The sequence below is a fragment of the Rhodovulum sp. HP10 genome (assembly GCF_047553435.1).
GTDB lineage: Bacteria > Pseudomonadota > Alphaproteobacteria > Rhodobacterales > Rhodobacteraceae > Rhodovulum.
The window spans coordinates 3442472-3469169 of record NZ_CP180201.1 but is presented as its reverse complement, the minus strand read 5'-3'; the positions used below and the strand labels follow the sequence as shown (position 1 = coordinate 3469169).

Below are 26698 nucleotides of genomic sequence, written 5' to 3'. Positions count from 1 at the left end.
CATGGCAGCTGCAATCTTCTCGATCATGATCGTGCTGCTTCTGCTGGGCTTTCCGATGATGATCCCGCTGATCGCGGGGGCGCTGGTGGGCTTCGTGACGCTATTCGGCGGTCTCGGCCAGCTTGAGACCATGATCCAGCAGATGATGGCGGGCATCCGTCCCGCCTCGCTGATCGCGGTGCCGATGTTCATCTTCGCCGCCGATATCATGACGCGGGGCCAAAGCGCGGGACGGCTGATCGACATGGTGATGGCCTTTGTCGGCCACCTCAAGGGCGGGCTCGCGATCTCGACCGCCGCCGCCTGCACCATGTTCGGCGCGGTCTCGGGCTCGACCCAGGCCACCGTGGTGGCCATCGGCGGCCCGCTGCGCCCCCGGATGCAGAAGGCGGGCTATGGCGACAGCTTCATCCTGGCCCTCATCGTCAATGCCTCGGACATCGCCTTCCTGATCCCGCCCTCGATCGGGATGATCATCTATGGCGTGGTCTCGAACACCTCGATTGCCGAGCTCTTCATCGCGGGCATCGGGCCGGGGCTGCTGATCCTCGTGCTGTTCGCGATCTATTCCTGGGCCTATGCTGTCAGGAACGGGGTTCCGACCGAGCCCCGCGTCAGCTGGGGCGAGCGTCTGCGCGCGGTCCGCGCCGCGCTCTGGCCGCTCGGGTTTCCGGTGATCATCATCGGCGGCATCTATGGCGGCATCTTCAGCCCGACCGAGGCGGCCGCGGCCTGCGTGCTCTACGCGCTGATCCTCGAGACCCTCGTCTTCCGCGAGATGGGCCTTCGCGACATCTACCGCACCGCCAAGTCGACCGGGCTCATCACCGGGGTCGTCTTCATCCTGGTGGCGGCGGGCGCGGCCTTCTCCTGGGTGATTTCCTTCGCCCAGATCCCGCAGGCCATCCTCTCGGCGGTCGGTATCGACCAGATGGGCCAGATCGGGGTGCTGTTCGCGATCTCGGTGGCCTTCTTCATCGGGTGCATGTTCGTCGACCCGATCGTGGTGATCCTGATCCTGGTGCCGATCTTCGCGCCGGTCGTGTCGGATGTCGGGCTCGACCCGGTGCTGGTCGGCACGCTGATCACGCTGCAGGTCGCCATCGGCTCGGCCACGCCGCCCTTCGGCTGCGATATCTTCACCGCCATCGCCGTCTTCAAACGTCCCTACATGGAGGTGATCCGGGGCACGCCGCCCTTCATCCTCATCCTGCTCGGCGTCTCGGTGGCGCTGATCTTCTTCCCTCAGATTGCGCTTTTCCTCCGCGACCTCGCCTTCGCCGGCGAGGCCGGGTGACGGCGGAAAGGAGACCTGTTTGTTCAAGTCGATCCTCGTTCCCTATGATGGCTCGGCCGGCGCCGAGCGCGCGCTGCGCCAGGCGGTCGAGCTGGCAAGGCTCTGCGACGCCCAGCTTTCGGTGCTGACCGTGTTCCGGCACCATTCGATGCTCGAGGCCTCGCTCTCGATGGTCCGCAAGGACGAGCCGGGGCCACTTGACGACGCGATGCGCGGCTATGCCCGCGAGGTGGCGGAATATGCCAAGAGGCTGGCACGCGAGGCCGGCGCCGAGAGCGCGCGTGCCTTCATCAAGGCCGGGCCGCCCGCCCGCACCATCATCCGCTTCGCCCGCGAGCACGAGAACGACCTGATCGTGATCGGCAGCCGCGGGCTCGGCTCGGTCGAGAACTACCTGCTGGGCAGCGTCTCGCACAAGGTGACGGGGCTGGCCGATTGCCCGGTCCTGGTGGTCTGAGCCCCCTTGCCCGGGCCCGCCCTAGAGCCCGAGACAGAGCCGGTAGCTTTGCGCGAAATGCTCGCGCGTATAGGTGATCGGCGCCTCATAAAGCCAGGTCTGCCGCTCCATCACCAGCACCGGGTCGGCGGGCTCACAGCCCAGCGCGGCGGCCGCGGCCTGCCCGGCCGGTTCGGCATGGCACGCCATCCCGCCATGGGTATAGGGCGCCTCGCGCACCAGCCATTCATTGGCGCTGACCGCCGCCAGATCGGCACCGGCGATACCGGGAACGGTCCGCAGCACGACCCAGCGGCGTTCGAACATATGGGGGGCGCCATCCGCGAGATGCAGGCTTTCTATGTAAAGCGTCTCTTCCGCCTCAGGCAGCTTCAGCCGGGCGCGCACCGTCTCGGGCGCGGGCCCGGTTGCACGTGTCAGCAGGCGGTAGCCATAGACATGCCCGCGCGCCTCGACCTCGCGCCGGATCTGCGGAATATCCAGCGTCGCCTTGCGCTGCGGCGCCTCGAGCACCCGGGTCCCGGCCTTGCGGCGCCGGTCGAGGAACCCCGCCTCGGCCAGATCGCGCAGCGCCCGGTTCACCGTCGCCCGGGCACAGCCGAATTCGGCCGCGATATCGGCCTCGTTCGGGATGAAGCCCCCCGGCGGATAGGTCCGGTCGCGGATCCGCAACATGATCGTGTCGCGGATCGACTGCCATGTCATCGCCCGGTCCCCGGCCATGGCTACAGACCGTCGCGAAGACGTCGCATCGCGGCGCCGTAGCTCGCCACGATCTCGTCGCGCCGGACATGCCGCCCGCCCTGCACCACATGGCGCCCGGCGGCCCAGACATCGCTGACGGCGCGGTCGTCGCCCGCGAAGATCCAGGTGTCGAGCAGCAGATCGCCCTGCCGCCCGATGCCGTCGGCCCCCATGTCGCCCAGCGCCACCAGATCGGCCCAGTTGCCCACCGCAAGCCCGCCGCTGGCGCGCCCGGCCGCCTGCGCCCCGCCCTCGGCCGCGCCCTGGAACAGCACCCGCCCGGTCGAGCGGTCTTCGGAGGCCAGCGCCGCGCGGGTGCGGTCGCGCAGCCGCTGCGAATAGTCGAGCGTGCGCAGCTCCTCGCTCAGCGAGATCCGGATATTGCTGTCCGAGCCCACGCCGAAGCGCCCGCCCGCCGCGACCCAGCGCACGCCGTCGAAGATGCCATCGCCGAGGCTCGATTCGGTGATCGGGCAAAGCCCCGCGACCGCACCGGTCGCGGCCAGCGCCAGAGTCTCGGCAGGCTCCATCTGGGTCGCGTGGATCGGGCACCAGCGGGCATCGACAGGCGCATTCTCCAGCAGCCATTCGACCGGACGCCGGCCGGTCGCGGCCAGCACCTCGTCGACCTCGGCCTGCTGCTCGGCGATATGGATATGGATCGGCCCGTCGGGCGCCAGGGCCAGGGCCGCCGCCAGCCCCGCGGCATCGACCGCGCGCAGGGAATGCGGCGCGACGCCCATCCGGCAATCGGGGGCCAGGCCCGCGACATGGGCCGCCGCGCCCTCGAAAAGCCGCGCGAACCGGTCGGGATCGTTGCCGAAGCGGTCCTGCCCCGCGACCAGCGGTCGGCGGTCGAGCCCGCCATAGGTGTAAAGCACCGGCAGCAGCGTCAGGCCGATGCCCGAGACCGTCGCCGCCGCCGCGATCCGGCCCGACATCTCGGCCGGATCGGCATAGGGCGCGCCGCCCGGGCCATGATGCAGGTAGTGGAACTCGACATTGGTGGCATAGCCCGCCTCCAGCATCTCCATCTGCACGAAGGCGGCGATGGCCTCGACATCCTCGGGACCGAGCCGGTCGAGAAAGCGGTACATGAGCCGCCGCCAGGTCCAGAAACTGTCGCGCGGATCGGGACCGCGGGATTCGGTGAGCCCCGCCATCGCCCGCTGAAAGGCATGGCTGTGCAGGTTCGCAGGCGCCGGCAAAAGCGTCCCGACGACCGTCGCTCCGGGCGGACAAGGCACGTTTTCCCGCAATTCCGCGATCTTGCCGCCGCTTTCCACGGCGATTTCCACGTTCTCCACCCAGGAATTCATCACAAGCGCATGCCGCGCCCAGACCCTCTGCATCGCCTGACCCTCCGAGTTTGACTTGATTATTATGTGCAGACATATAATCTCGAATCAAGGAGGAGCCGATAACATGACAGATCTCACCCTTGCCAATGCGACCATCCTGCCACTCGGCCAGAACGCGCCGAGGCGGATCGAGCGGGGCTGGCTCAGGATCGAGGGCGGCCGCATCGCGGCGCTTGGCGAGGGCCCGGCCCCCGAGGGCGGCCCGATCGAGGATCTGGGCGGCCGTCTGCTCACGCCCGCGCTGGTCGATTGCCATACACATCTCGTCTATGGCGGCAGCCGCGCCCGCGAATTCGAGATGCGGCTGGAAGGCGCCGGCTATGAAGAGATTGCGCGGGCAGGCGGAGGCATCCTTTCCACCGTCACCGCGACCCGCGCGGCCTCCGAGGATGAACTTGTGGCCTCCGCCCTGCCCCGGCTGGATTGCCTGCTGGCCGAGGGCGCGGGCACGGTCGAGGTCAAGTCGGGCTACGGGCTGACCGTCGAGGACGAGCTGAAGATGCTGCGCGCGGCGCGGCGGCTGGGCCGCGAACGCCCGGTCCGGATCGTGACCAGCTGGCTCGCCGCCCATGCCCTGCCGCCCGAATACAAGGACCGTGCCGAGGCCTATATCGACGAGATCGTGATCGGGGGGCTGCGGGTCGCCCATGACGAGGGGCTGGTCGATGCGGTCGACGGCTTCTGCGAGGGCATCGCCTTCTCTCCTGCCCAGATGGCCAGGATCTTCGACGTCGCGGCCGAGCTGGGCCTGCCGGTCAAGCTTCATGCCGAGCAGCTCTCGCATCTGGGCGGCAGCCTGCTGGTGGCCGAACGCGGCGGGCTCTCGGCAGATCATGTCGAACATGCCGATGCCGCCGATGCCGCGGCGCTGGCCCGGGCGGGCGCGGTCGCGGTGCTGCTGCCCGGCGCCTTCTATACGCTCCGCGAGACGCAGATGCCGCCCGTCGCCGCCTTCCGCGAGGCAGGCACCGCGATGGCGCTGGCGACCGATTGCAACCCGGGCACCTCGCCGCTGACCTCGCTTCTGCTGAGCATGAACATGGCCGCGACGCTGTTCCGGCTGACCCCGGACGAATGCCTGCGCGGCGTCACGGCGAACGGCGCCCGGGCGCTGGGGCTGACCGATTGCGGCCGGCTGGCGCCGGGCCTGCGCGCCGATCTTGCCGTCTGGGACATCGCCGAACCGGCCGAACTGACCTACCGGATCGGCTTCAACCCGCTTCACGCCCGTTATTTCGAGGGATGCAAATGCTGACGCTGATACCGGGCGAGACCACGCTCGCCCAACTGGAAACGCTCTGGCGCGACGCACGCCCCGCCCGGCTTGCCGAGGACACCCGCCCCGCCATCGCCGCCTCGGCCGCGCGCATCGCCGCCGCAGCGGGTGGCGGGCAGGCGGTCTACGGGGTCAATACCGGCTTCGGCAAGCTCGCCTCGGTCCGCATTCCCCCAGAGGATACCGCCACGCTGCAGCGCAACCTGATCCTGTCGCATTGCTGCGGCGTCGGCGCGCCTCTCGACATCGCGACCGCGCGGCTGGTGATGGCGCTGAAACTCCTGAGCCTCGGGCGCGGCGCCTCGGGCGTCCGGCCCGAGATCGTCGCGCTGATCGAGGCGATGCTCGAGGCGGGCGTGACCCCCGCGATCCCGGAACAGGGCTCGGTCGGCGCCTCGGGCGACCTGGCGCCGCTGGCGCATATGGCCGCCGTCATGATCGGCGCGGGCGAGGCCATCTATCAGGGCGAGACCCTGCCCGGGGCCGAGGCCCTGGCCCGCGCGGGGCTGAGCCCCGTCACGCTCGGCGCCAAGGAGGGGCTCGCGCTCATCAATGGCACCCAGGTCTCGACCGCGCTGGCCCTGACCGGCTGGTTCCGCGCCATGGCGTGCCTGCGCGCCGCCATCGTCACCGGCGCGATGTCGACCGATGCCATCATGGGCTCGACCGCGCCGACCCGCGCCGAGATCCACACCCTGCGCGGCCATCGCGGCCAGATCGACGTCGCCGCCGCGATGCGGGGGCTCCTGAAGGGCAGCGAGATCCGCGAAAGCCACCGCGAGGACGATGCCCGGGTGCAGGACCCCTACTGCATCCGCTGCCAGCCGCAGGTGACGGGCGCGGCGCTCGATCTGCTGCGTTTTGCCGGGCAGACGCTTGAGACCGAGGCCAATGCGGTGACCGACAACCCGCTGGTGCTGTCGGACGGCTCGATCGTCTCGGGCGGCAATTTTCACGCCGAACCCGTGGCCTTCGCCGCCGACCAGATCGCGCTTGCCGTGGCCGAGATCGGCGCCATTGCCCAGCGCCGCGTCGCGCTGATGGTCGACCCCGCGCTCAGCTTCGGCCTGCCGCCCTTCCTGACGCCCGAACCCGGGCTGAACAGCGGGCTGATGATCGCCGAGGTCACCACCGCCGCGCTGATGAGCGAGAACAAGCATCTGGCCGCGCCCTGCTCGGTCGACAGCACGCCCACCAGCGCCAATCAGGAAGACCATGTCAGCATGGCCGCCCATGCCGCGCGCCGTCTGGGCGGCATGACCCGCAACCTTGCCGTGATCCTTGGCGTCGAGGCGCTTTGCGCGGGCCAGGGCATCGAGTTCCGCGCGCCACTGACGACCTCCGAGCCGCTGAAACGCGCGCTGGCTGCGATCCGCGCCGAGGTCGCGACGATGGGGGCGGACCGCTACCTCGCCCCCGACCTTGCCCGGGCGCAGGCGCTGATCGAAACCGGCAGCCTCGTCGCCGCCGCAGGACTGGAGATGCCCGCATGAGCCCCGTCGACGTGACCCGGGGCGACAGCCCCGTCATCCTCGGACTGCCCCATACCGGCACCCATGTGCCTTCGGATATCCTTGCCCGGCTGAATGACCGGGGGCGCGAGCTGACCGATACCGACTGGCATGTGCATGAGCTTTACGACGGGCTCCTGCCCGGGGCGACCACGGTGCGCGCCACCTTCCACCGCTACGTGATCGACGCCAACCGCCCGCCCGAGGATGAAAGCCTCTATCCCGGGCAGAACACCACCGGTCTGGTGCCGCTGACCGATTTCGACGGCGAACCGATCTGGGAAACCGCCCCCGACGCGGCCGAGACCGTCCGGCGGCTGGCCGAGTTCCACGCCCCCTACCACGCCGCCCTTGCGGCCGAGATCGACCGCGTCCGCGCCCGCCATGGCGTCGCGATCCTCTATGACTGCCACTCGATCCGCTCGGTCATTCCCTATCTGTTCGAGGGTACCCTGCCCGATTTCAACATCGGCACCGCCAATGGCACGACCTGCGCGCCCGAGATCTCCGAGGCCGCCGCAGGCGTCTGCGCTGCGGCCGAGGGCTATACCCATGTGCAGAACGGCCGTTTCAAGGGCGGCTGGACCACGCGCCATTACGGGCGGCCCGAGACCGGGGTGCACGCGATCCAGATGGAACTGGCGCAATCGACCCATCTGACCGCCGAGGCCGCGCCCTTCGCGCTCGACCCCGACAAGGCGGCGCGGCTGCGCCCGCACCTGGCCAAGCTCCTTGCCCGGATCGAGGCGCTGGCGCCGGAGCTGGCCCTGTGAAGCCGCTGGAAGGCCTCCGCATCCTCGATCTGACCCGGGTCCTTGCGGGCCCCTTCGCGACCGCGATCCTTGCCGATCTGGGCGCCGAGGTGATCAAGATCGAGCCGCCCCGGGGAGACGAATACCGCCATATCGGCCCGTTCCGCGACGGCGAATCCGCGCTGTTCTCGCTGAGCAATCGCGGCAAGCACTCGGTCGTTCTGGACCTCAAGGCGCCCGAGGGGCAGGCCCTGGCGCGCCGGCTTGCCGCCGGTTGCGACGTGGTGGTCGAGAATTTCCGCCCCGGCGTCGCCGCAAGGCTGGGCCTCGGCGCCGAGGATCTGCGCCGCGACAATCCCGGCCTCGTCCATTGCGCGATTTCGGGTTTCGGGCAATCGGGGCCCGCGGCGGACCTGCCCGCCTATGACATCGTCGTGCAGGCGATGTCGGGATGGATGGCCGCGACCGGCGAGGAAGGCGGCGCGCCCCTGAAGGTGGGCGAGGCGCTGGGCGATGTCGCGGCCGGGCTTTACGCCGTCATCGCGATCCTCGCGGCGCTGGTCGGCCGGGGCCGCAGCGGCAAGGGCGCGACGCTCGATGTCGCGATGCTCGATTGTCTGGTGGCGATGCTGCCGACGAGCCACGCGCTGCATCTTTACGCCAATGCCCCGGTGCCCCGCGTCGGCAACCGCCATCCGTTCTCGACCCCCTTCGGCGCCTTCCGTACCGCGGACGGCCATGTCGTCATCGCCGTGCTGAGCCCGCGCCAGTTCGCGGGGCTCTGTGCCGCGATCGGCCGGCCCGAAGCGGCCGAGGATCCGCGCTTTGCCACCGACGAACTGCGCACCGCGCATGAGCCCGAGATCCGCGCCATGATCGAGGCCTGGACCGGCCCCCGCCCCGCCGCCGAAGCGGTCGCGGCGCTGTCGGCCGCCAAGGTGCCTGCCGCGCCGATCCTGACGCTGGCCGATCAGCTCGGCTCGGATCATGCCGCGGCGCGCGGGCTGGTGAGCGAGCTGCCCCATCCCCGGCTGGGCAAGGCCCCGGTGGTGGGCCAGCCGGTCCGCTTCGACGGGCAGGCGCCGCTGGCCGGGACCGGCGCGCCCGCACTGGGCAGCGGCACCCGCGCGGTGCTGGAAGGGCTCGGGCTCGATCGGGACCAGATCGCGGGGCTCGTGGCCGCCGGAATTGTCAGGGAGTATGAGGATGCGTGAGTTCGACCATCTGCTGAGCGCCGAGGAATGCCAGTTCCTCGACATGCTGGAGAGGTTTGCCGCCGAGGTGCTGACCCCGCAGGCGGGCGAGACCGACCGCACGGGCACCTTCGTCCATGCCCAGTTGGCGGCGCTGGCCGAGACCGGAATGATGGGCGCGAACCTGCCCGAGCGCTGGGGCGGTGCCGACATCTCGGCCCATGCCCTGTTCGAGGCGGTCGCGGCGGTCGCGGGCGGCTGCGGCTCGACGGTCTCGGCGCTGACCGCGCATTACCTCGCGACCGACAGCCTGCTGCTGGGCGGCGATGACGCGATCCGCGCGCGCTTCCTTCCGGCGGCGGCCGAGGGCCGGATGCTGGGCGCCTTCGGGCTGACCGAACCCAATGCCGGCTCGGACCCGGCCGACATGCGCACCCGCGCCACGCGGGACGGCGAGAGCTGGCATATCAAGGGCCGGAAATGCTTCATCTCGAATGGCGGCGTTGCCGATTTCGTCGTCGTCTTCTGCGTGACCGACCCCGAGGCGGGCCATCGCGGCATCTCGGCCTTCGTGGTCGAGAAGGGCACGCCCGGACTGGTGCCCGGCCGGGTCGAGCAGACCATGGGGCTGAAGGGCGGCCATGTCTGGGAACTCGATCTCGACGTGACCGTGCCCGATGCCAACCGCGTCGGCCCCGAGGGCTCGGGCTTCAAGACCGCGATGAAGGTGCTCGACAACGGCCGGACCGAGGTCGCGGCCATGGCCGTCGGCATCGCCCGCGCGGCCCTCGCCGAGGCCCGCGACTGGGCGAAGACCCGCATCATCGGCGGCGAGCCGCTCGCCAGCCGGCAGGGCATCCAGTGGATGCTGGCCGACATGGCGACCGAGCTGTCGGCGGCCGAGCTTCTGGGCCACGAGGCCGCCCGGCAGCGGCAGGCGGGGCTGCGCTTCACCACCGCCGCCTCGAAGGCCAAGCTCTACGCCTCCGAGGCCGCCGGCCGGATCGCCGATACCGCGCTCCAGATCCATGGCGGCTATGGCTTCACCCACGATTTCCCGCTCGAACGTCATGCCCGCGACCTGCGCATCATGCGCATCTACGAGGGCTCGTCCGAAATTCAGCGCAACATCATTGCCGGCCGTCTTCTGGCCTGAGCTTCCGAAAGGACCCGATCCATGACCAATCCGCGCCACAACACCCGCGACATCTTCCCGCCGACGGGGCCCGAGATCACCGCGAAGAGCTGGCAGACCGAGGCCCCGATGCGGATGCTGATGAACAACCTGCATCCCGACGTGGCCGAGAACCCGCATGAGCTGGTGGTCTATGGCGGCATCGGCCGCGCCGCGCGCACCTGGCAGGATTTCGACCTGATGGTCGAGACCCTGAAATCGCTCGAGGACGATCAGACCATGCTGGTGCAGTCGGGCAAGCCCGTGGGCGTCTTCCGCACCCATCGCGACGCCCCGCGCGTGCTGATCGCCAACTCGAACCTCGTGCCGCACTGGGCCACCTGGGAGCATTTCAACGAGCTCGACCGCAAGGGGCTGGCGATGTACGGCCAGATGACGGCCGGGTCCTGGATCTATATCGGCGCGCAGGGCATCGTGCAGGGCACCTACGAGACCTTCGCCGAGGCCGGGCGCCAGCATTATGACGGCGATCTCAAGGGCAAATGGATCCTGACCGGCGGTCTTGGCGGCATGGGCGGCGCGCAGCCTCTGGCCGCGGTGATGGCGGGGGCCTGTTGTCTGGCGGTCGAATGCGACGAAGATCATGCCGATTTCCGCATCCGCACCCGCTATTGCGACGAGAAGACCCACAGCCTTGACGAGGCGCTGGCGATGATCGGGCGCTGGACCGAAGCGGGCGAGGCCAAGTCGGTCGCGCTGATCGGCAATGCCGCCGATGTCTTCCCCGAGATCCTGCGCCGGATGCAGGCGGGCGAGCCGCTGCCGAACGGCCGACCCGACATCGTCACCGACCAGACCTCGGCCCATGACCCGTTCCACGGCTATCTGCCCAAGGGCTGGACCGTGGCCGAGTGGCGCGCCAGGCAGGAGAGCGACCCGAAGGGCGTCGCCAAGGCCGCGCGGGCCAGCATGAAGGAGCATGTCGCCGCGATGGTGGGATTCTGGAACGCGGGCATCCCGACCCTCGATTACGGCAACAACATCCGCCAGATGGCGCTGGAAGAGGGGCTCGAGGATGCCTTCGCCTTCCCGGGCTTCGTGCCGGCCTATATCCGCCCGCTCTTCTGCCGCGGCGTGGGGCCGTTCCGCTGGGCGGCGCTGTCGGGCGATCCCGAGGACATCTACAAGACCGACGCCAAGATGAAGGAGCTGTTCCCGGAAAATACCGGGCTGCATCGCTGGCTCGACATGGCGCGCGAGCGGATCGCCTTCCAGGGCCTGCCCGCGCGGATCATGTGGATCGGGCTTGGCGAACGCCACCGGGCGGGGCTCGCGATCAACGAGATGGTGCGCAACGGCGAGCTGAAGGCGCCGGTCGTGATCGGCCGCGACCATCTGGACAGCGGCTCGGTCGCCTCGCCCAACCGCGAGACCGAGGCGATGAAGGACGGCTCGGACGCGGTCAGCGACTGGCCGCTCCTGAACGCGCTGCTCAATACCGCCTCGGGCGCGACCTGGGTGTCGCTGCATCATGGCGGCGGCGTCGGCATGGGGTTCAGCCAGCATGCGGGCATGGTGATCTGCTGCGATGGCACGGAAGAGGCCGACCGCAGGCTTGAACGCGTGCTCTGGAACGACCCGGCGACCGGCGTCATGCGCCATGCCGATGCGGGCTACGAGATCGCGCTCGACTGCGCGCGCGAGCACGGGCTGACCCTTCCGGGCATCCTGAAATGAGGCAGATCCGCCGCAGCGATCTGACGCCGACGCCCTGGAAGAACGGGGGCGGGCTGACCTGGGAACTGGCGGCCTTCCCCGAAGGCGCGGGCTTTCAGGACATGCTGTGGCGGATGAGCCTGGCCGAGGTCGCCTCTGACGGACCGTTCTCGGCCTTTCCCGGCATCGACCGCACCCTGACGGTGCTGGAGGGCCGGGGCATGCGCCTCGATTTCGGCGCGGGAGAGGTCAAGCTGGGCGAAGACTCGGCCCCCCTCTCCTTCCCCGGCGAAGCCCCGGTGACGGCCCGGCTGGACGCGGGCGCGATCCTCGACTTCAACGTCATGACACGACGCGGCCGGGCCGTTCATGCGGTCCATGCCCTTTCGGCAGGCGAACCGGCCCCGCGCGACACGCGGGTGCTGCTCGCGCGGCAAAACCCGGTCGCCGTCGGCGGTTTTGCCCTTGCACCCGGCGAGGCGCTCATGTCCGATCCGGGGCGGGACCTGGGTGGAACGGTCGGGGATGCGCCGGTGCTGGCGGTCTGCCTGCGACTTGTGCCATGACCCGGCCATGACCCTGCCGGGACGCCGGATACACGGCGCCCGGCCCGAGACTTCCGGCGCCTTCCGGGGCGGGGCGCCGGCCAACACGACCGGCCCCGCCAACAGGAGAGAACCATGACGCTTCGTCTTTCGATGAAATCCGCGCTTTTCGGGCTCAGCGCCCTGGCGCTGAGCGCCTCCGGCGCGCTGGCCGACCAGCTGTCCGACATCCGGGCCGCCGGCAAGATCGTGGCCGCCACCGAGATGCATTACGCGCCGTTCGACATGCTGGAGAAGGGCGAATATGTCGGCTTCGACCGCGACCTCTTCGACGAGATCGCCAAGGAGCTGGGCGTCACCCCCGAATATCAGGACCTGCCCTGGACCTCGATCCTGCCCGGTCTCGAGGTCAACAAGTTCGATTTCGTTCTGGCCCCGGTGACGATGACCGCCGAGCGCGCCGAACGCTATGCCTTCACCCTGCCGATCTCGGATTCGACCGTGGCCTTCGTGCAGCGCACCGGCGGCAACATGGAAACGCCCGAAGACGCCAAGGGCAAGACTGTGGGCGTGCAGAAGGGCACCGCCCAGCAGGCCCAGCTCGAGGCCTATGCCGAGAAGATCGGCGGCATCAAGATCAAGGAATACGGCACGCCCGACGAGGCCTATGCCGATCTGATGACCCGCCGTCTCGACGCGGTGGCGGGCTCGGCGCCGCTTCTCGACTATCTCGCCAAGAGCCGGCCCGAGCAATTCGCGGTCGTCAAGCCGCCCTTCGGCAAGCCCACCTATTTCGCCTGGGTCGCGCGCAAGGGCGAGGGCGACACGCTGGTCGCCGCGATCAACGAGGCGCTGATCAAGATCCAGGATGACGGACGGATGGCCGCGCTGCAGGAGAAATGGTTCGGCACCGCGACCGAGCTTCCGCAGGAAATGCCCGAGCTCTGAGCGCTCGCGCCTTTTCCACAGGCATCATGCGGGCCGGACAGGTGCCGGCCCGCCCACCAGCCAGGGAGCGGTCCGCCCGTGTTTTCCTTTCAGACCATCATCGAGAACCTGCCGGTGCTTCTGGGCGCCGCGCGCTACACGCTGCTGATCTCGGTCCTTGGCTGCCTGCAGGGGCTGATCCTCGGCGCGATCCTCTGCACGGCGGCATTGTCCAAACGCAGGGCGCTGCGCCGTGTGGCCGGGCTTTACGTCAGCTTCTTCCGGGGCGTGCCGCTGCTGATCCAGCTGCTGGTCGCCTATTACCTGCTGCCGGTCATCGGCATCAACGTGCCGCCGCTGGCCGCCGCCGTCCTGACCGTCGGGCTCTGCGCCGCGGCCTATCTGGCCGAGGTGCTGCGCGGCTCGATCAACGCCATTCCGAAGGGCCAGGCCGAGGCCGCGCTCGCCATCGGCATGAGCCCGGGCAATCTCTGGGTCCGGGTCTTGCTGCCGCAGGCGCTCAAGATCGGCCTGCCCGCCATCGTCAACGAGCTGATCCTGCTGGTGAAGGCCAGCTCGCTGGTGACCGTCGTCGGCATCGTCGAGATCACCCGGATGAGCCAGTCGATCGCCTCCTCGACCTATCGCTATCTCGAGATCTACCTGGCCGCCGCCTTGCTCTATCTCGCGATCAACCTGGTGATCGCCGCCGCCGGGCGGCTGCTGGAACGGAGGCTGACGGTCTGATGCTGGAGATGCTGCACCGCTATGGCCCCGACCTTCTGACCGGCTTCGGGCTGACGCTTCTGACCTGGGTGCTGGGCACCGCGGGCGGGCTCGTGCTGGGCTTCCTGCTGGAAATGGCCCGCCGCTTCGGGCCCCGGATCTGGGTCGGCTGGCCGATCCGGGCCTATGTCGAATTCATCCGCGGCACGCCCTTCCTCGTCCAGCTTTTCGTGCTTTACTATGGCGGGCCGCTGATCGGGCTGAGGCTCGACGCGCTGCCGGCGGGCGTGCTTGGGCTGTCGCTTTACGGCGCGGCCTATTTCACCGAGATCCTGCGCGCGGGCTTCGATGCCGTGCCCAGGGGCCAGATCGAGGCCGCCCGCGCCATCGGCCTGCCCGGACGCACCATCGTCTGGCGCATCATGCTGCCGGTGATGATGGTCTCGGCCCTGCCGGCACTGGTGAATTTCGCGATCATCCTGACCAAGGAGACCGTCATCCTGTCGATGATCACCGTGCCCGAGATCATGTTCCAGACCCAGACCATGATGAGCGAGACCTTCGAATTCGTCCTGCCGATCCTGATCCTCGCCCTGTTCTTCTGGGGCTTCGTCGAGGTCATCTCGCGCTTTGGCCGCCGCCTCGAACGCCGCTTCACCCACTATCTTCTCGAAGAAAGCTGATCGATGTCCCCCGAGCCCACCGCCACCACCCCTGCTTCGGCGCATCTGCGCGCGGTCAACAAGTTCTATGGCGATTTCCATGCGCTGAAGGACATCACGCTCGACATTCCGCCCGGCAAGGTGACCTGCCTGATCGGGCCGTCCGGATCGGGCAAGTCGACGCTGCTGCGCTGCATCAACTTCCTCGAGGAATATGACAGCGGCGAGGTGCGCATCGACGACCGGCTGATCGGCTACGAGACCCCCGGCGGCAAGCGGATGTCCGGGCGGCGGCTGCGCGAGATGCGGCGCGACATCGGCATGGTGTTCCAGCAGTTCAACCTCTGGCCGCACATGACCGCGCTGCAGAACGTGGCCGAGGGGCTCGAGCGGGTGCGCGGGCTGAAACATGCCGAGGCGACCGAACGCGCGCGGGAGGCGCTGGCCAAGGTCGGGCTCGCCGACAAGGAGGGCAACCATCCCAGCCGGCTGTCGGGCGGCCAGCAGCAGCGCGTGGCCATCGCCCGCGCCATCGCCATGGAGCCCCGGATCATGCTGTTCGACGAGCCGACCAGCGCGCTCGACCCCGAGCTTGTGGGCGAGGTTCTGGCGGTGATGAAGCAGCTTGCCGCCGAGGGCATGACCATGGTCGTCGTCACCCATGAGATGGGCTTTGCCGCCCATGTGGCCGACCGCGTGGTGTTCATGGAGCGCGGCGAACTGGTTGCCGCCGGCGCCCCGCGCGAGATATTCCAGCACCCGACCGATCAGCGGCTGGCAAGCTTCCTGCAGGGCTATCGCGAACGCAACTCGCTCGACTTCTGACCGCGCCGTTACCGCCCTTCGGCGGTCCCTTCGACCGCCTCCAGGATCGCCGCAACGACGCCCGGGGCCAGCGGTAGCGTGGGCTCGGTATAGGTGACGTAGGGCCGACCCGGCAGATCGGCCTTCAGCATATGGGTGACGCCCGGCAGGTCGACCCGCCGCGCCTGCGGCATCGCCGCCGCCAGCCGGTCTGCATCCTCCGGCCGCACCTGCATGTCGGCCCCGCCCTGAAGGATCAGCGCAGGGCCGCGCCAGCCCTCTGCCAGCGCCGCCGGATCATAGACGAAGAGATCGGCCATGTAGTCCTGCAGCCCGGCCGCGAACAGCTGCCGCAGCGGCGGCGGCAAGGTCTCGGGATCGCGGCGGCCACCCGCCTCCAGCGTCGCGACCATGGCCTCGATCTCGGGCATCAGCGGCGCATTGCCCGGAAGCGCCCGCATCTGCTCGACCATCAACTGCCCGACCGGGCGGCCGGGCGTCGCCATCAGGATCAGCCCGCACAGCGCCTCGGGCGGCTCCCCGGCCGCCACCAGAGCGACCAGCCCGCCCTCGGAATGGCCCGCGATCCAGACGCAGGGCGCAAGCCCGGCCGCGCGCGCCACCCAGCGGCGCAGATCCCCGGCATAGGCGGCAATGGTCACGTCATTCGGGTCGGCGATGGCGCCCGCGCTGCCACCGAAGCCGCGCTTGTCGATCCGGAGCGAGGCGACGCCCGCTGCCTGCAGCGCCTCGGCCAGAAGCCGGTAGCTGTCCGAGCGCAGTCCCAGCGCCGGGGCGTTGCCATCGCGATCGACCGGCCCCGAGCCCGGCACGATCACCACCGCCGCCCGCGCGCCCGCCACCGCCAGGGCCTCGGCCTCGAGCGGACCCGCAGGGCCCTCGATCTGCACCGGCCCGGCCAGCGCGACGGCCGGGCAGAAAAGCGAAAGAAGCGCGAACAGGCGCATGACATGTCTCCTTTTGATCCCGGCGCGTCTTGATCCCGGCACGTCGGACAGGCCTCAAGCTAGCTGCCCGGTCGAGGGAATGCACGGGGGCTCTGGCCCTCCGCGACAGCCCGGCGATGGCGCTGGAAAGGCGGCGGCGGGGCCTGTCCCCGGATACGGACGCAGACGCAGACGCAGACGCAGACGCAGACGCAGACGCAGACAGGGGACGGAATCTGCGCCCCAGTCAAGGCGGGTTTCCGCAGAGGGACCGGAGGACCGGTGCCGCCCTCATCAAAGCAGGCACAGACATCCGCCGTCGCGCGGCATCGCCAGACAGAGGCTCGCGACGCGGGAATCGGGACGTTCCCCGGGCTGATGGGCTGAGCGGTTGACCGGATTGACCGGCCGCACCCGAGGACGGCTCTGCCCCACCCCGCCGGTTCCGGCCTTCAAGGCCCTGCCTGCGTTCTCGTTATGCCCGAAGGGGCCTCGGCGAGCGGAGCCCCGGAAGGCCACCCCGGTCGGGAGCCGATCCGGGACAGGCCACCGGCTTTCCCGAGGCGTGGCGGCGGTGGCCGAACGACCCGCCCCCGAAAGCCCGGACGCCGCAGGCCCGACAGATGGATCCGGACCGGCAGCGCCTCCGCGCCTCTCAGCGCTCGGGCAGAGCCCGGCGGAAGGCCAGCCGCATCTGCTTCTCGGTCTCGATCAGCGCGAAGAAGACCGCGCCGACGCAGAGGATCAGCAGCCCGTCCCCGAGCGGCACCGGCCTTGTGCCGAAGACCGGCTGCAGGACCGGCAGATAGGTCACCGCAAGCTGCGCCCCCGTCACCGTCAGCACGCAGGCCCAGACGACGCGGGTGCCCCGCACACCGGCCCAGGTCAGCGAGGTGCCATGGATGTTGCGGATGAAGAACAGGTGGAAGATCTCGAGCACGACCAGCGTGTTCATCGCCATGGTCTGGGCCAGCACCGGATCGTGGCCACGCTCGAGCGCATAGGCGAAGATGCCGAAGACCGCGAGCACGAAGAGCCCCGAGACCAGCAGGATATGCCAGATCAGCCCACCGGTAAGAAGCGGCTCGGTCCGGGCGCGGGGCGGACGGCGCATGGTGCCGGGCTCGGAGGGCTCGAAGGCCAGCGCAAGGCCCAGCGTGACCGCGGTGATGAGATTGACCCAGAGGATCTGCACCGCCGTGATCGGCAGCGCCATGCCCGCGAACAGCGCCACGATGATGGTCAGGGCCTCGCCCGCATTGGTGGGCAGGGTCCAGCTGATCACCTTCTTGATGTTGTCATAGACCGTGCGGCCCTCGCGCACCGCCGCCGCGATCGAGGCGAAATTGTCGTCGGCCAGCACCAGTTCGGCCGCCTCGCGGGCAGCGGCGCTGCCCTTCCGGCCCATGGCGATGCCGGCATCGGCGCGCTTGAGCGCGGGCGCGTCATTCACCCCGTCGCCGGTCATCGCCACCGTCAGCCCCCGCGCCTGCAGCGCGCTCACCAGCCGCAGCTTATGCGCCGGAGAGGTGCGGGCGAAGATGTCGGTGCCGGTCGCGGCCGCGGCCAGCTCGGCATCGTCCATCGCCTCGACATCGGCCCCGGTCAGCACCCGGTCGGTATTCTTCAGCCCGATCTCGGCGGCGATGGCGCGCGCGGTCGCGCCGTGATCGCCGGTGATCATCTTGACCCGGATCCCCGCCGAATGGCAGTCGGCCACGGCCGCGATGGCCTCGGGCCGGGGCGGGTCGATCAGCCCCACCAGCCCGATCAGGCTGAGCCGCCCGTCGAGATCGTCCTGCGACAGCCCCTCCTGCCCGGCGGGCATCGCGCGGCGCGCCAGCGCCAGCACCCGCAGCCCGTCTTCGGCCAGCTCCTCGACCTTGCGGTGCCACTCCCCGGGCGCGAAAGGAGCGGTGCCGCCACCCGGCGCCATCCGGTCGGTGCAAAGCGCCAGCACCGCCTCGGGCGCGCCCTTGACCAGAAGTTCCGCCCCGCCCGCGGGATCGTCGACCAGCACCGCCATGTAGCGATGCGCGGCATCGAAGGGAATGGCGTCGCGGCGGGTCCGGTCGCCGACGGGCGTCCCGATCTTGCCCGCCAGCGCCAGCAGCGCGCCCTCCATCGGGTCGCCCTCGACCCGCCAGAGGCCGCCCGCCTCCTGCAGGCCACCGTTATTATGGCCGCCCTCATGCAGAACCGCGTCATTGCAAAGCGCGGCACATCTTGCCAGCGCCGCCAGCAGGCCGGGATCGGCGGCTGTCCTGCCCCCTTCCCTGCCCCCGGCCCCAGCCTCGGCCCCTGGCTCAGCCCCGGACGAGACATCGGCCGCAACATAGACAGGACGCAACTCTCCCACGGGCGCATAGCCCTCGCCCGCGACGGCCAGATCGGCCTCGCCCAGCGCCAGCCGCGCAGCCATCATCTCGTTGCGCGTCAGCGTGCCGGTCTTGTCCGAGCAGATCACCGAGACCGAGCCCAGCGTCTCGATCGCGGGCAGCCGGCGGACGATGGCATTACGCCGCGCCATCGCCTGAACCCCAACCGCCAGCGTGATCGTCAGCACCGCCGGAAGCCCCTCGGGGATGGCCGCGACCGACAGCCCGACCACCGCCATGAACAGCTCGCCGAAGGACATGTGGCCGACATGGAAGCCGTAGGCCAGCAGGCTGCCCGCGACCAGCAGGATGAAGACCGTGAGCCAGCGCGCGAACAGATCCATCTGCCGGACCAGCGGCGTCGTCAGCGTCTCGACCGAGGCCAGCATGCCGCTGATCCGCCCGATCTGGGTGGCGGGACCGGTCGCCACCACGACGCCGCGCCCGGTGCCCGCCGCAGCCAGGGTGCCGCTGAACAGCATCGGCAGCCGGTCGGCCAGCGCCGCCTCGGGCGCGACGGCGGCCACCGCCTTCTCGACCGGAACGGATTCGCCGGTCAGGATCGCCTCCTCGACGCGCAGCCCGCGCGCCTCGATCAGCCGCAGATCGGCCGGCACCCGGTCGCCGGCCTCGATCAGCACCACATCGCCCGGCACCAGATCGGCCGCATCGACCGTCACCCGGCGCCCGCCCCTGAGCACCGCCGAGCGCGGCGCCAGCATGTCGCGGATCGCGGCCATCGCCTGCTCGGCCCGGCCCTCCTGCACGAAACCGATCACCGCATTGACCAGCACCACCGCCAGGATCACCCCGGTATCGACCCAGTGCTGCAGCGCGGCCGTCACCCCGGCGGCGGCGATCAGCACATAGATCAGCACGTTGTGGAACTGCGCGAGGAAGCGCAGAAGCGCATTGCGCCCGGGCGGGTCGGGCAGACGGTTGGGGCCATGGGTGGCCAGCCTCCGGGCGGCCTCGTCGGGCGCAAGTCCGCCCGGCACGGCCGACAGCCCGGCCAGGGTCTCGTCGGCGCTCAGCGCGTGGAAGGGACGGTCGGAACGGTCTGGCATGGGGGTCTCCCTTGTCGAGCCGGTCTGGCAGCCGCCTTCTGCGGCCGCGATACGGTCGGCCGCCCCCGGAAGGGCGGCCGCGGGTCAGGCGGGCTGCGGCGCCTCGCTGTCGATCCCCGGGATCGCGGTGCGCTCTGTCTCGGGCGCACCCGACAGCAGCTCGACGGCGCGGTCGGCCGCGTCCTGGAACGGCTCGAGCACCAGATCGGCGCCCGCCCCCATCAGATCGCGGGTATCGGCCGCGCTATGCGAGGCCACCGCGATGCGGCCCCGGAAGCCCGCGCCGCGCGCAAGCTGGATCAGGGTGCGGCGGGTGTCTTCCTCGGTCAGCCCCTTGGGCAGGATCGGCACGCTCGACACCACCCAGGCGGCCTCGGCCAGCGGCAGTTCGGCCACGAATTCCGGGTCGCTGGCATCGCCATAGCAGGCCTCGATGCCAAGTTCGCGGGCCCGGCGAACCGCCTGCGGGTTGAAGTCGATGCCCAGGACGTCGATGCCGCGCTTCTGAAGTCTCAGCCCGATGGCGGTGCCGAACCGGCCAAGCCCGAAGATCAGGACCCCGGCCCGCCGCCTGCAGCTTGTGGCCTCGGTCTCCGGTTCGCGCGGGGTGCCGCGGCGCTCGAAGAGGCCCAGAACCGGTTCGCAGAGATCGTAAAGCCGGTGCGAATAGGTGATCATGTAGGTCGAGGCCGCGATGGTCACGAGCCCGACCATGGTGACAAGCCCCAGCGCGTCGGGCGCGACATGGCCGAGCGAGACCCCCATGGCGACGAAGATCAGGGAGAACTCGCTGATCTGGGCCACGGTCAGCCCGGCCAGGAAGCCGGTGCGCTTGCGATAGCCCATCGCCCCCATGATCGCGAGCACGATCAGCGGGTTGCCGATCAGCACGAACAGCGAGAACAGGATCGCCCCGGGCACATGCGCCCCCAGAAGCGACAGATCGAGCGCGGCCCCCAGCGCGATGAAGAAGAACAGCAGCAGGAAGTCGCGCAGCGGCGCCAGCCGGGCGGCGATGGTCTCGCGATAGGGGGTCGAGGCCAGCGACACCCCCGCCAGCAGCCCGCCGACCTCCTTGCCGAGCCCGACGAAATCGGCGACCGCGGCGAAGATCGCGGCCAGGGCGATGGCGAAGATCACCAGCAGCTCGGGCGCGCGGGCCAGCCGCTCGGAGAGCGGATCGGCGACATAGCGCACGAAAAGGACCACGGCGCCCACCATCGCCAGACCGAAGCCCAGAACCGACAGCACGTTGCCGCCGCCATGCCCGCCGCCCTCGGCCGACCCGATCCCGATGGCCGACAGCACGATCATCGCCAGCACCACCACCAGATCCTGCACGATCAGGAAGCCAAGCGCGATCTGGCCATGCAGCGCGTCGATCTCGCGCTTGTCCGAGAGCAGCTTGACGATGATGATGGTCGAGGAGAAGGTCAGCGCCACGGCGACGTAAAGGCTGGTGACATGGCCAAGCCCCAGCCCCAGCCCGATCAGGTAGCCGAAGACCGAGGTGAAGGCCACCTGCCCCAGCCCGGTCAGAAGCGACACCGCCCCGAGCGAGCGGATCAGCTTGACGTCGAGCTTGATGCCCACGAGGAACAGCAGCACCGCGATCCCGAGCTGCGACAGAAGGTCGATCTGGTCCGACGAACGCACGATGTCGAGCGCCGAGGGCCCCGCGACCAGCCCGACGGCGATGAAGCTCACGATCAGCGGCTGGCGCAGCAGCAGCCCCGCGAACCCGATGGCCGCCGCCAGCACCAGAAGCGTCGCGATCTCGCCGAACTGCGAATGCAGCAACGTCTCCATCACGATACCCTCCGTTCCGGAAGGGTCCGATCCGGGCCCGTGGCGATGAAGGCGACAGGAATGGTCATGTCGGGATGCGGGGTCCGGTGCGGCAAGAGGGTCATCGTCGGGGGCGTGCCTTTCAAAATGATCTGGGCTCACATAAGTACTTCTGCGGAAAGATGAACGCCCCCGATCAGATTTGACGCAGCGCTATCGGCAGCAGGCGGCGGGGGGCTGCCCGAAGGGAGGGAGGCAGGCATGAAAACCATACTGGTGGGCACCGATTTCTCGGAACGGTCCGACCGCGCGCTGCGCCGCGCCACGCTGCTGGCCCGCCAGACCGGCGCCGCGCTGCGGCTGGTGCATGTGGTCGATGACGATCAGCCTGTCAGGATCGTCGAGGCCGAGCGCGAGGCCGCGGCCGGGCTTCTGCAACAGCAGGCGGCGACGCTGCGCGAGCATGACGGGCTCGACTGCGCGGCGCATGTGGTGCTGGCCGATCCCTTTGCCGGGCTGATCGAGGCCGTGCGCCAGCTTGGGGCCGACCTGCTGGTGATCGGGCCGCACCGGCGCCAGATCCTGCGCGATGTCTTCATCGGCACCACGGCCGAGCGCACGATCCGCGCCGCCGCCTGCCCGGTGCTGATGGCCAATGCGCCGCCGGTCGGCCCCTATCGCCATGCGCTGCTGGCGACCGACCTGTCGGAAGGCTCGCAGGGCGCGTTCCGGCGCCTGGACGGGCTGGGCTTCGGCCATCGGCTGCGCAGTTCGGTGCTGCATGTCTTCGACGCGACCGAAGCGGCGATGATGCGGATCCACGCCACCCGCGAGGACGACCGGGAGGCGCATCTGCGCGAGGCCGGGGCCGAGGCGGCCCGCGCCCTGACCGAGTTCCTGCGCGAGCTGCCGCAGGGTCCGATGATCGAACTGGTGCGCCACCGGAGCGGCAGCGCGGCCTCCGAGATCCTCGCCGCCGCGACCGAGGCCGAGGCCGATCTGATCGTTGTCGGCACCCAGAGCCGCGGCGCGTTCGAAACCATGGTTCTGGGCAGCGTCGCCCGTCAGGTGCTGCGCAGCGCCACGGCCGATGTGCTGGCGGTCCCTCCCGCCCCGGCCTGACGCGCCCCACCTTCGGTGTCGCAGCCTGCGGTCGGCGCCTTTAGTCCCCGCCGTCTTTTACCCCGTCGTCTTTTGCCGAATCGTCCTTTGCCGCGCCATCCTCGCGGCGAAGCCGGTGGATCTCGTCCGCGCCGGTCGGCTGCGGCGGGCGCGGGCGGCGGACCGGCGGGTCGGTCTGCGGCCGGCCCGACCAGGGCTGCGGATATTCCAGCCAGCGCTGGATGAAGTTCCAGGATTGCAGATAGCCGTCATGCGGCAGCGTGCAGGCCGAGCAGTCCTTCCGGGTCAGCCCGTTGGCATCGGTATAGGTCTGATAGGGTCCGGGGCATTCATAGGCGATCAGCGGACAGTAGCAGAACAGGCAGTTGAACTCGCGTGCCACGCCCTTGTGGCAGGGCAGGAACGGACAGGCGCTGTTGGTGAAGCCCTTGAAGGCCTCGTTATCGGTCAGGTCCTTGGGTTGCATGGCGCAACTCCTTCCGGTCGGCGGCCGCGGACGGACCCGCCCCGGGCCGGTCAGCGGCGGGATGAAGGCCGCACCCGCCCGCGAAGCGAAGGCAGATCGCGGCCGCTTGCCCCGGCAATGGCGCCCAGCCCGGACGACCGGACACGCCACCCGTGGGGCGGTTCGGCGCGCTGGCAGGTCTCCTGGCTTGCGGGTCTCGGCCGGTCCGCCCGCCTTCCCGGCCCGGGCGATGCCGGTTCCGGTGGCGGTTCGGGGCGGTGGCTCGCCGCTGACAGTTGCGGGGGCAGCGCCGGATTTGCACCGGCTTCCCTTTTCACTCCCTCGCGGGAGCACCAGAACGCCCCCCATCAATGGGGTCCCGGCCGGCCGCTGTCAATCCGCGGGGCTCTTGCGAGCGGCCCCGGCAAGGCGCTACCTTGCGCCCATGACCTTCTTTCCGACAGAAACCAGATGACGGCGCGGGCGGGCTTCACGCTCGGCTCGGAAACCGTTCCGCCCGGCAGTCGCCGCACCGTGGATCTGCCGGTCTCGGTGCTGTCCGACCACACCCCGGTCACGCTCTCGGCCCATGTCGTTCATGGTCGCCGCCCGGGCCCCGCGATGTTCGTGACCGCGGGCGTGCATGGCGACGAGGTGATCGGGGTCGAGATCGTGCGCCGGCTTCTGAGCCTGCCCGCGCTCGGCGCGCTGCGCGGCACGCTGATCGCCATTCCCATCGTCAATGCCTTCGGCTTTCTCAACCTGTCGCGCTACCTGCCCGACCGGCGCGACCTGAACCGCTGCTTTCCCGGCTCGTCGGGCGGCTCGATGGCCGCGCGGCTGGCGCATCTTCTGGTCGAGGAGGTGGTCGGGCGCTGCCAGATCGGCATCGACCTGCATTCAGCGGCAGTGCATCGCACCAACCTGCCCCAGATCCGCGTGGTTCCGGACGCGCCCGAGCTGGCCCGGCTGGCCCGGGTCTTCGCGGCCCCGGTGGTGCTGAGCTCCGGGGCACGGCCGGGCTCGCTGCGCGAGACCGCGGCGCGGATGGGCGTCCAGATGCTGCTATACGAGGGCGGCGAAGGGCTGCGCTTCGACGAGGTCGCGGTCCGGGCCGGGCTTTCGGGCGTGCTGCGGGTGATGTTCGACCGCGGCATGATCCCCGCCAAGGGCGTACCGAAGGCGCGGCGCGCGCCGCTCGACTGCCGGGTGTCGCACTGGCTGCGCGCGCCACAGGGCGGGCTTTTGCGTACCTACCGCTCGGAAGGCGACGTGGTCGCGGCGGGCGATCTGCTTGCGGTGGTCTCGGACCCGTTCGGCGAGATCGAGGCCGAGATCCGCGCTACCGAGCCGGGCATCATCGTCGGCCGCGCCATCCTGCCGGTGGTGAACGAGGGCAATGCGGTCTTTCATCTGGCCGCGATCGCCCCCGCCGACCGCGCCGAGGACCGGATCGACGCCTGGGCCAGCGAGGTCGCGGCCGGGCAGCTTTTCGACGAGGACGAGATCCTCTAGGTGTTTGATCCCACGGTTTGATGGTGTGATCCTTTCTCAAGCTTGGAAGGAAGCCGTATGGGACAAGTTCGTCATGGCAGCGCCACGACCACGCACGCCGTCAGAGTCACCCCGGAGCCGGCCGAGCTCTGTTCCAGAACCGAAACCCAAGACGATCCCGGGCAGACGCGCCTTGGCGGAGGTGCAATGGGCGCAGATCCAGGGCCAGCTTCCGGCACGGGAAGGCCTTCCCGGCCGCTCCGCATCGACGACCGGTCGTTCGAGGATGCCGTATCTTGGCTGGCGCGCAGGGCAGCTCTCAGACGGGATCGTCCGGCGGAGTTCGGCAAGGGGAGAGCGGACCAGGCACGGTTCCGAAGACAGGCGATCTCCGGGGTCAGCGACGGTCTTTCCAGCCGTTTATCCGAGGATCCCGACGCCGGACATGATCTGATCGACAGCACGATCTGCAAGGTCCAGGGCGATGGACCCGGCCAGAAGGGCAGCTCAGCCTTTAGGCATCGGTCGCCCGCGCGGCGGTCGACGACGAAAACTCAGGCCAATGCCGATGCCGTCGCAAGGCCGGGGCGCCTTGCTTCAGCGACCGGAGACTGCGTGGGATCATCCGCAGACCGCGGCGCTGATCATGGGCTTGCAAGGGGCGGCCACGCGATCGCGGGTGCCGCCCATGACACCGGACATCTGCGCAAGCTGATCGCGCGCGATCCCGGCACCAAGGCCCGGAGACCGGCCAATCCCCCACGCGCAGCCACGCCAAGGTGCGATCCCCGCCTTCATGCAAAGCGGCACGGGCTCGGGAATTTCTTCCAGAGGGCCGCACAGGTCCGGCAGGAAATATGCGTTGCGAGAAAGCCCGCGCAGGGGGCATGGGCTGCCTTCATCCCGTCTCCGCCCTAGACGGGCTCAGGTGACTGCAGGCCGGACCTGCCCCCTTTCAAGACCGCCGGACATGGCAAGGGGAAAAGGCGAAATCCCTAGCCGACCTGCCCGCCTCGCGCCGCCGCCTCGAGCGCGGGATAGCGCAGCCCGAGCGTCACGCCGCGCGCCACGAAGGCCACCAAAAGCGCAAGCCAGAGCCCGTGATTGCCGAAGACCGGCACCAGGAGCGCCACGGCGAGGGCGTAGATCGCGGCCGAGAGGGCCATCATGTTGCGCATGTCGGCCGTGCGGGTGGCGCCGATGAAGATACCGTCGAGCATCCAGGCCGCAATCCCCGCGACCGGGGCGGCCACCATATAGGGCAGGAACACCCGCGCCTCGGCCCGCACCTCGGGCGCGGTCGTCATCCGGTCGACGATGGCCCCGCCACCAAGGGCAAAGGCCCCAGCCAGCCCGATGACGGCCAGAAGCCCCCAGCCGCTGGTCAGCAGCGCCCCGCGCCGGAGCGCCGCGACCGAGCGCGCGCCCATCGCCTGACCGACCAGCGCCTCGGCGGCAAAGGCGAAACCGTCAAGCGCATAGGCGGTGATCTCGAGGAATTGCAGCAGCACCTGATTGGCCGCCAGCGGCACGTCGCCGAACCCCGCGCCGAGAAACAGGAAGGACAGCATGATCCCCTGCAACAGCAGCGACCGGATCAGGATGTCGGTATTGACCCCGGCGATATGCCGAAGCCGCACCGGGTCGAGGACCCGCGCCCAGGTGCGCCAGGCGGCATCGCGAAACGCCGCACGGCACAGCCAGACCCCAAGCGCCAGCCCCGACCATTCCGCAATCACCGTGGCTGCGGCCACCCCCGGCACGCCCCAGCCCAGCACCAGAACGAAGCCCAGATCGAGCGCGACATTGAGCCCGTTCATCCAGAGCTGGATCGCCAGCACCGAGCCGGTCCGCTCCTGCCCGATCAGCCAGCCGGTCAGCCCGTAAAGCGCGATGGTCGCAGGCGCCGACCAGATCCGGACCGCCATGTACTGGCTGGCCAGGCCCTCGACCTCGGCACTGGCGGGCGCAAGGCCCAGCGCCGCGGCGAAAAGCGGCCCCTGCAGCACGATCAGGCCCAGCCCGGCCGCGGCCGCGATCATCAGGACCCGGGTCAGCATCGCCGCCACCTCGGCCCGGTCGCCCGCGCCCAGCGCCTGTGCGGTCAGCCCGGTCGTGCCCATCCGCAGAAAGCCGAACATCCAGTACAGCGCGGCCAGCACCACCGCGCCGATCCCGACCGCGCCGATGGGGGCGGCCTCGCCGATCTGGCCGACGACGCCGGTATCGACCGCGCCCAGGATCGGCACGGTGACATTCGACAGCACGATCGGCAGCGCGATGGCCAGGACCCGGCGATGACCGAGCCGCGGCGGCGGCGTCATGTCAGGGCGGACAACGGCCTCGGTCAT

General features: G+C 69.9%; 22 protein-coding genes and 1 riboswitch. Of the genes, 15 read left to right on the top strand and 7 right to left on the bottom strand.

Features of this window, described 5'->3' with window-relative positions:
* Position 1: 1 nt before the first annotated feature.
* Together ACK8CO_RS16245 and ACK8CO_RS16240 are read left to right on the top strand one after the other, a co-directional pair.
* Positions 2-1297, top strand: a complete 1296-nt coding sequence (locus ACK8CO_RS16245) for a TRAP transporter large permease (protein WP_414897303.1) — start codon at positions 2-4, stop codon at positions 1295-1297.
* A 19-nt stretch (positions 1298-1316) separates the two neighbouring features.
* Entirely contained in the window at positions 1317-1754 is a 438-nt protein-coding gene (locus ACK8CO_RS16240; RefSeq protein WP_080616890.1) for a universal stress protein, read from the top strand.
* Between the two features lie 21 nt (positions 1755-1775).
* Here the strand turns inward: ACK8CO_RS16240 and ACK8CO_RS16235 are convergent, their stop codons facing one another.
* Positions 1776-2477: a GntR family transcriptional regulator gene (locus ACK8CO_RS16235; RefSeq protein WP_080616891.1), complete on the bottom strand. Its 702-nt coding sequence runs from the start codon at positions 2475-2477 to the stop codon at positions 1776-1778.
* 2 nt (positions 2478-2479) lie between these two features.
* The gene (locus ACK8CO_RS16230) at positions 2480-3850 is read right to left on the bottom strand and encodes a formimidoylglutamate deiminase (RefSeq protein ID WP_414897302.1); all 1371 of its coding nucleotides are present in this window, start codon (positions 3848-3850) and stop codon (positions 2480-2482) included.
* Between the two features lie 73 nt (positions 3851-3923).
* Here ACK8CO_RS16230 and hutI point away from each other — a divergent pair, with 73 nt between their 5' ends.
* From hutI to ACK8CO_RS16175, 11 genes are all read left to right on the top strand, one after another.
* Complete coding sequence (gene hutI / locus ACK8CO_RS16225; protein WP_414897301.1) at positions 3924-5114, top strand: imidazolonepropionase; 1191 nt, start codon at positions 3924-3926, stop codon at positions 5112-5114.
* On the top strand, positions 5108-6628 hold the full coding sequence (hutH, locus tag ACK8CO_RS16220; protein ID WP_414897300.1) for a histidine ammonia-lyase: 1521 nt from the start codon (positions 5108-5110) through the stop codon (positions 6626-6628). The genes hutI and hutH overlap by 7 nt, the downstream gene beginning before the upstream one ends.
* The gene (gene hutG, locus ACK8CO_RS16215; RefSeq protein WP_414897299.1) at positions 6625-7419 is read left to right on the top strand and encodes an N-formylglutamate deformylase; all 795 of its coding nucleotides are present in this window, start codon (positions 6625-6627) and stop codon (positions 7417-7419) included. Before hutH ends, hutG begins: the two co-directional genes overlap by 4 nt.
* On the top strand, positions 7416-8612 hold the full coding sequence (locus ACK8CO_RS16210) for a CaiB/BaiF CoA transferase family protein (RefSeq protein ID WP_414897298.1): 1197 nt from the start codon (positions 7416-7418) through the stop codon (positions 8610-8612). The genes hutG and ACK8CO_RS16210 overlap by 4 nt, the downstream gene beginning before the upstream one ends.
* Complete coding sequence (locus tag ACK8CO_RS16205) at positions 8605-9747, top strand: acyl-CoA dehydrogenase family protein (protein ID WP_414897297.1); 1143 nt, start codon at positions 8605-8607, stop codon at positions 9745-9747. Before ACK8CO_RS16210 ends, ACK8CO_RS16205 begins: the two co-directional genes overlap by 8 nt.
* Before the next feature lie 21 nt (positions 9748-9768).
* Entirely contained in the window at positions 9769-11463 is a 1695-nt protein-coding gene (hutU, locus tag ACK8CO_RS16200) for a urocanate hydratase (protein WP_414897296.1), read from the top strand.
* Positions 11460-12008: a HutD family protein gene (locus ACK8CO_RS16195; protein WP_080616899.1), complete on the top strand. Its 549-nt coding sequence runs from the start codon at positions 11460-11462 to the stop codon at positions 12006-12008. Before hutU ends, ACK8CO_RS16195 begins: the two co-directional genes overlap by 4 nt.
* 114 nt (positions 12009-12122) lie before the next feature.
* Complete coding sequence (locus ACK8CO_RS16190) at positions 12123-12935, top strand: transporter substrate-binding domain-containing protein (protein WP_414897295.1); 813 nt, start codon at positions 12123-12125, stop codon at positions 12933-12935.
* 78 nt (positions 12936-13013) lie between these two features.
* Entirely contained in the window at positions 13014-13661 is a 648-nt protein-coding gene (locus ACK8CO_RS16185; protein WP_080616901.1) for an amino acid ABC transporter permease, read from the top strand.
* Positions 13661-14323 carry an amino acid ABC transporter permease gene (locus tag ACK8CO_RS16180; protein WP_080616902.1) on the top strand — a complete coding sequence of 221 codons (663 nt, stop codon included), beginning with the start codon at positions 13661-13663 and terminating at the stop codon, positions 14321-14323. Before ACK8CO_RS16185 ends, ACK8CO_RS16180 begins: the two co-directional genes overlap by 1 nt.
* Positions 14324-14326: 3 nt before the next feature.
* On the top strand, positions 14327-15127 hold the full coding sequence (locus tag ACK8CO_RS16175; RefSeq protein ID WP_080616903.1) for an amino acid ABC transporter ATP-binding protein: 801 nt from the start codon (positions 14327-14329) through the stop codon (positions 15125-15127).
* Positions 15128-15135: 8 nt separating this feature from the next.
* Here ACK8CO_RS16175 and ACK8CO_RS16170 read toward each other — a convergent pair whose 3' ends face one another.
* The 3 genes from ACK8CO_RS16170 to ACK8CO_RS16160 form a co-directional block, all read right to left on the bottom strand.
* Positions 15136-16074 carry an alpha/beta hydrolase gene (locus ACK8CO_RS16170; protein ID WP_414897294.1) on the bottom strand — a complete coding sequence of 313 codons (939 nt, stop codon included), beginning with the start codon at positions 16072-16074 and terminating at the stop codon, positions 15136-15138.
* Positions 16075-16708: 634 nt separating this feature from the next.
* Positions 16709-19498, bottom strand: coding sequence for an HAD-IC family P-type ATPase (locus tag ACK8CO_RS16165; RefSeq protein ID WP_414897293.1), 2790 nt, complete (start codon positions 19496-19498; stop codon positions 16709-16711).
* Between the two features lie 84 nt (positions 19499-19582).
* A complete protein-coding gene (locus ACK8CO_RS16160) occupies positions 19583-21307 on the bottom strand; it encodes a cation:proton antiporter (RefSeq protein WP_155774178.1) in 1725 nt (574 codons plus the stop codon).
* A 240-nt stretch (positions 21308-21547) separates the two neighbouring features.
* On the opposite strand from ACK8CO_RS16160, the gene ACK8CO_RS16155 reads away from it, so the two are divergent.
* Positions 21548-22408, top strand: a complete 861-nt coding sequence (locus ACK8CO_RS16155) for a universal stress protein (RefSeq protein WP_414897292.1) — start codon at positions 21548-21550, stop codon at positions 22406-22408.
* A 40-nt stretch (positions 22409-22448) separates the two neighbouring features.
* Here ACK8CO_RS16155 and ACK8CO_RS16150 read toward each other — a convergent pair whose 3' ends face one another.
* The gene (locus ACK8CO_RS16150) at positions 22449-22874 is read right to left on the bottom strand and encodes a cysteine-rich small domain-containing protein (protein WP_414897291.1); all 426 of its coding nucleotides are present in this window, start codon (positions 22872-22874) and stop codon (positions 22449-22451) included.
* A gap of 154 nt (positions 22875-23028) precedes the next feature.
* A riboswitch (cobalamin riboswitch) is annotated at positions 23029-23226 on the bottom strand.
* Between the two features lie 98 nt (positions 23227-23324).
* Here ACK8CO_RS16150 and ACK8CO_RS16145 point away from each other — a divergent pair.
* Positions 23325-24368 carry a succinylglutamate desuccinylase/aspartoacylase family protein gene (locus tag ACK8CO_RS16145; RefSeq protein WP_080616909.1) on the top strand — a complete coding sequence of 348 codons (1044 nt, stop codon included), beginning with the start codon at positions 23325-23327 and terminating at the stop codon, positions 24366-24368.
* 974 nt (positions 24369-25342) lie between these two features.
* On the opposite strand, the gene ACK8CO_RS16140 is transcribed toward ACK8CO_RS16145, so the two are convergent.
* Complete coding sequence (locus ACK8CO_RS16140; RefSeq protein WP_414897290.1) at positions 25343-26698, bottom strand: MATE family efflux transporter; 1356 nt, start codon at positions 26696-26698, stop codon at positions 25343-25345.

What these genes read in the sequence shown, in the direction of transcription:
- ACK8CO_RS16140 (WP_414897290.1), bottom strand. Translation starts at nt 26,698, where the DNA reads ATGACCGAGGCCGTTGTCCGCCCTGACATGACGCCGCCGCCGCGGCTC.
- ACK8CO_RS16190 (WP_414897295.1), top strand. Translation starts at nt 12,123, where the DNA reads ATGACGCTTCGTCTTTCGATGAAATCCGCGCTTTTCGGGCTCAGCGCC.
- ACK8CO_RS16245 (WP_414897303.1), top strand. Translation starts at nt 2, where the DNA reads ATGGCAGCTGCAATCTTCTCGATCATGATCGTGCTGCTTCTGCTGGGC.
- ACK8CO_RS16170 (WP_414897294.1), bottom strand. Translation starts at nt 16,074, where the DNA reads ATGCGCCTGTTCGCGCTTCTTTCGCTTTTCTGCCCGGCCGTCGCGCTG.
- ACK8CO_RS16145 (WP_080616909.1), top strand. Translation starts at nt 23,325, where the DNA reads ATGACGGCGCGGGCGGGCTTCACGCTCGGCTCGGAAACCGTTCCGCCC.
- ACK8CO_RS16235 (WP_080616891.1), bottom strand. Translation starts at nt 2,477, where the DNA reads ATGGCCGGGGACCGGGCGATGACATGGCAGTCGATCCGCGACACGATC.
- hutU (WP_414897296.1), top strand. Translation starts at nt 9,769, where the DNA reads ATGACCAATCCGCGCCACAACACCCGCGACATCTTCCCGCCGACGGGG.
- ACK8CO_RS16180 (WP_080616902.1), top strand. Translation starts at nt 13,661, where the DNA reads ATGCTGGAGATGCTGCACCGCTATGGCCCCGACCTTCTGACCGGCTTC.
- ACK8CO_RS16230 (WP_414897302.1), bottom strand. Translation starts at nt 3,850, where the DNA reads ATGCAGAGGGTCTGGGCGCGGCATGCGCTTGTGATGAATTCCTGGGTG.
- hutG (WP_414897299.1), top strand. Translation starts at nt 6,625, where the DNA reads ATGAGCCCCGTCGACGTGACCCGGGGCGACAGCCCCGTCATCCTCGGA.
- hutH (WP_414897300.1), top strand. Translation starts at nt 5,108, where the DNA reads ATGCTGACGCTGATACCGGGCGAGACCACGCTCGCCCAACTGGAAACG.
- ACK8CO_RS16175 (WP_080616903.1), top strand. Translation starts at nt 14,327, where the DNA reads ATGTCCCCCGAGCCCACCGCCACCACCCCTGCTTCGGCGCATCTGCGC.
- ACK8CO_RS16205 (WP_414897297.1), top strand. Translation starts at nt 8,605, where the DNA reads ATGCGTGAGTTCGACCATCTGCTGAGCGCCGAGGAATGCCAGTTCCTC.
- ACK8CO_RS16160 (WP_155774178.1), bottom strand. Translation starts at nt 21,307, where the DNA reads ATGGAGACGTTGCTGCATTCGCAGTTCGGCGAGATCGCGACGCTTCTG.
- ACK8CO_RS16165 (WP_414897293.1), bottom strand. Translation starts at nt 19,498, where the DNA reads ATGCCAGACCGTTCCGACCGTCCCTTCCACGCGCTGAGCGCCGACGAG.
- hutI (WP_414897301.1), top strand. Translation starts at nt 3,924, where the DNA reads ATGACAGATCTCACCCTTGCCAATGCGACCATCCTGCCACTCGGCCAG.
- ACK8CO_RS16155 (WP_414897292.1), top strand. Translation starts at nt 21,548, where the DNA reads ATGAAAACCATACTGGTGGGCACCGATTTCTCGGAACGGTCCGACCGC.
- ACK8CO_RS16195 (WP_080616899.1), top strand. Translation starts at nt 11,460, where the DNA reads ATGAGGCAGATCCGCCGCAGCGATCTGACGCCGACGCCCTGGAAGAAC.
- ACK8CO_RS16150 (WP_414897291.1), bottom strand. Translation starts at nt 22,874, where the DNA reads ATGCAACCCAAGGACCTGACCGATAACGAGGCCTTCAAGGGCTTCACC.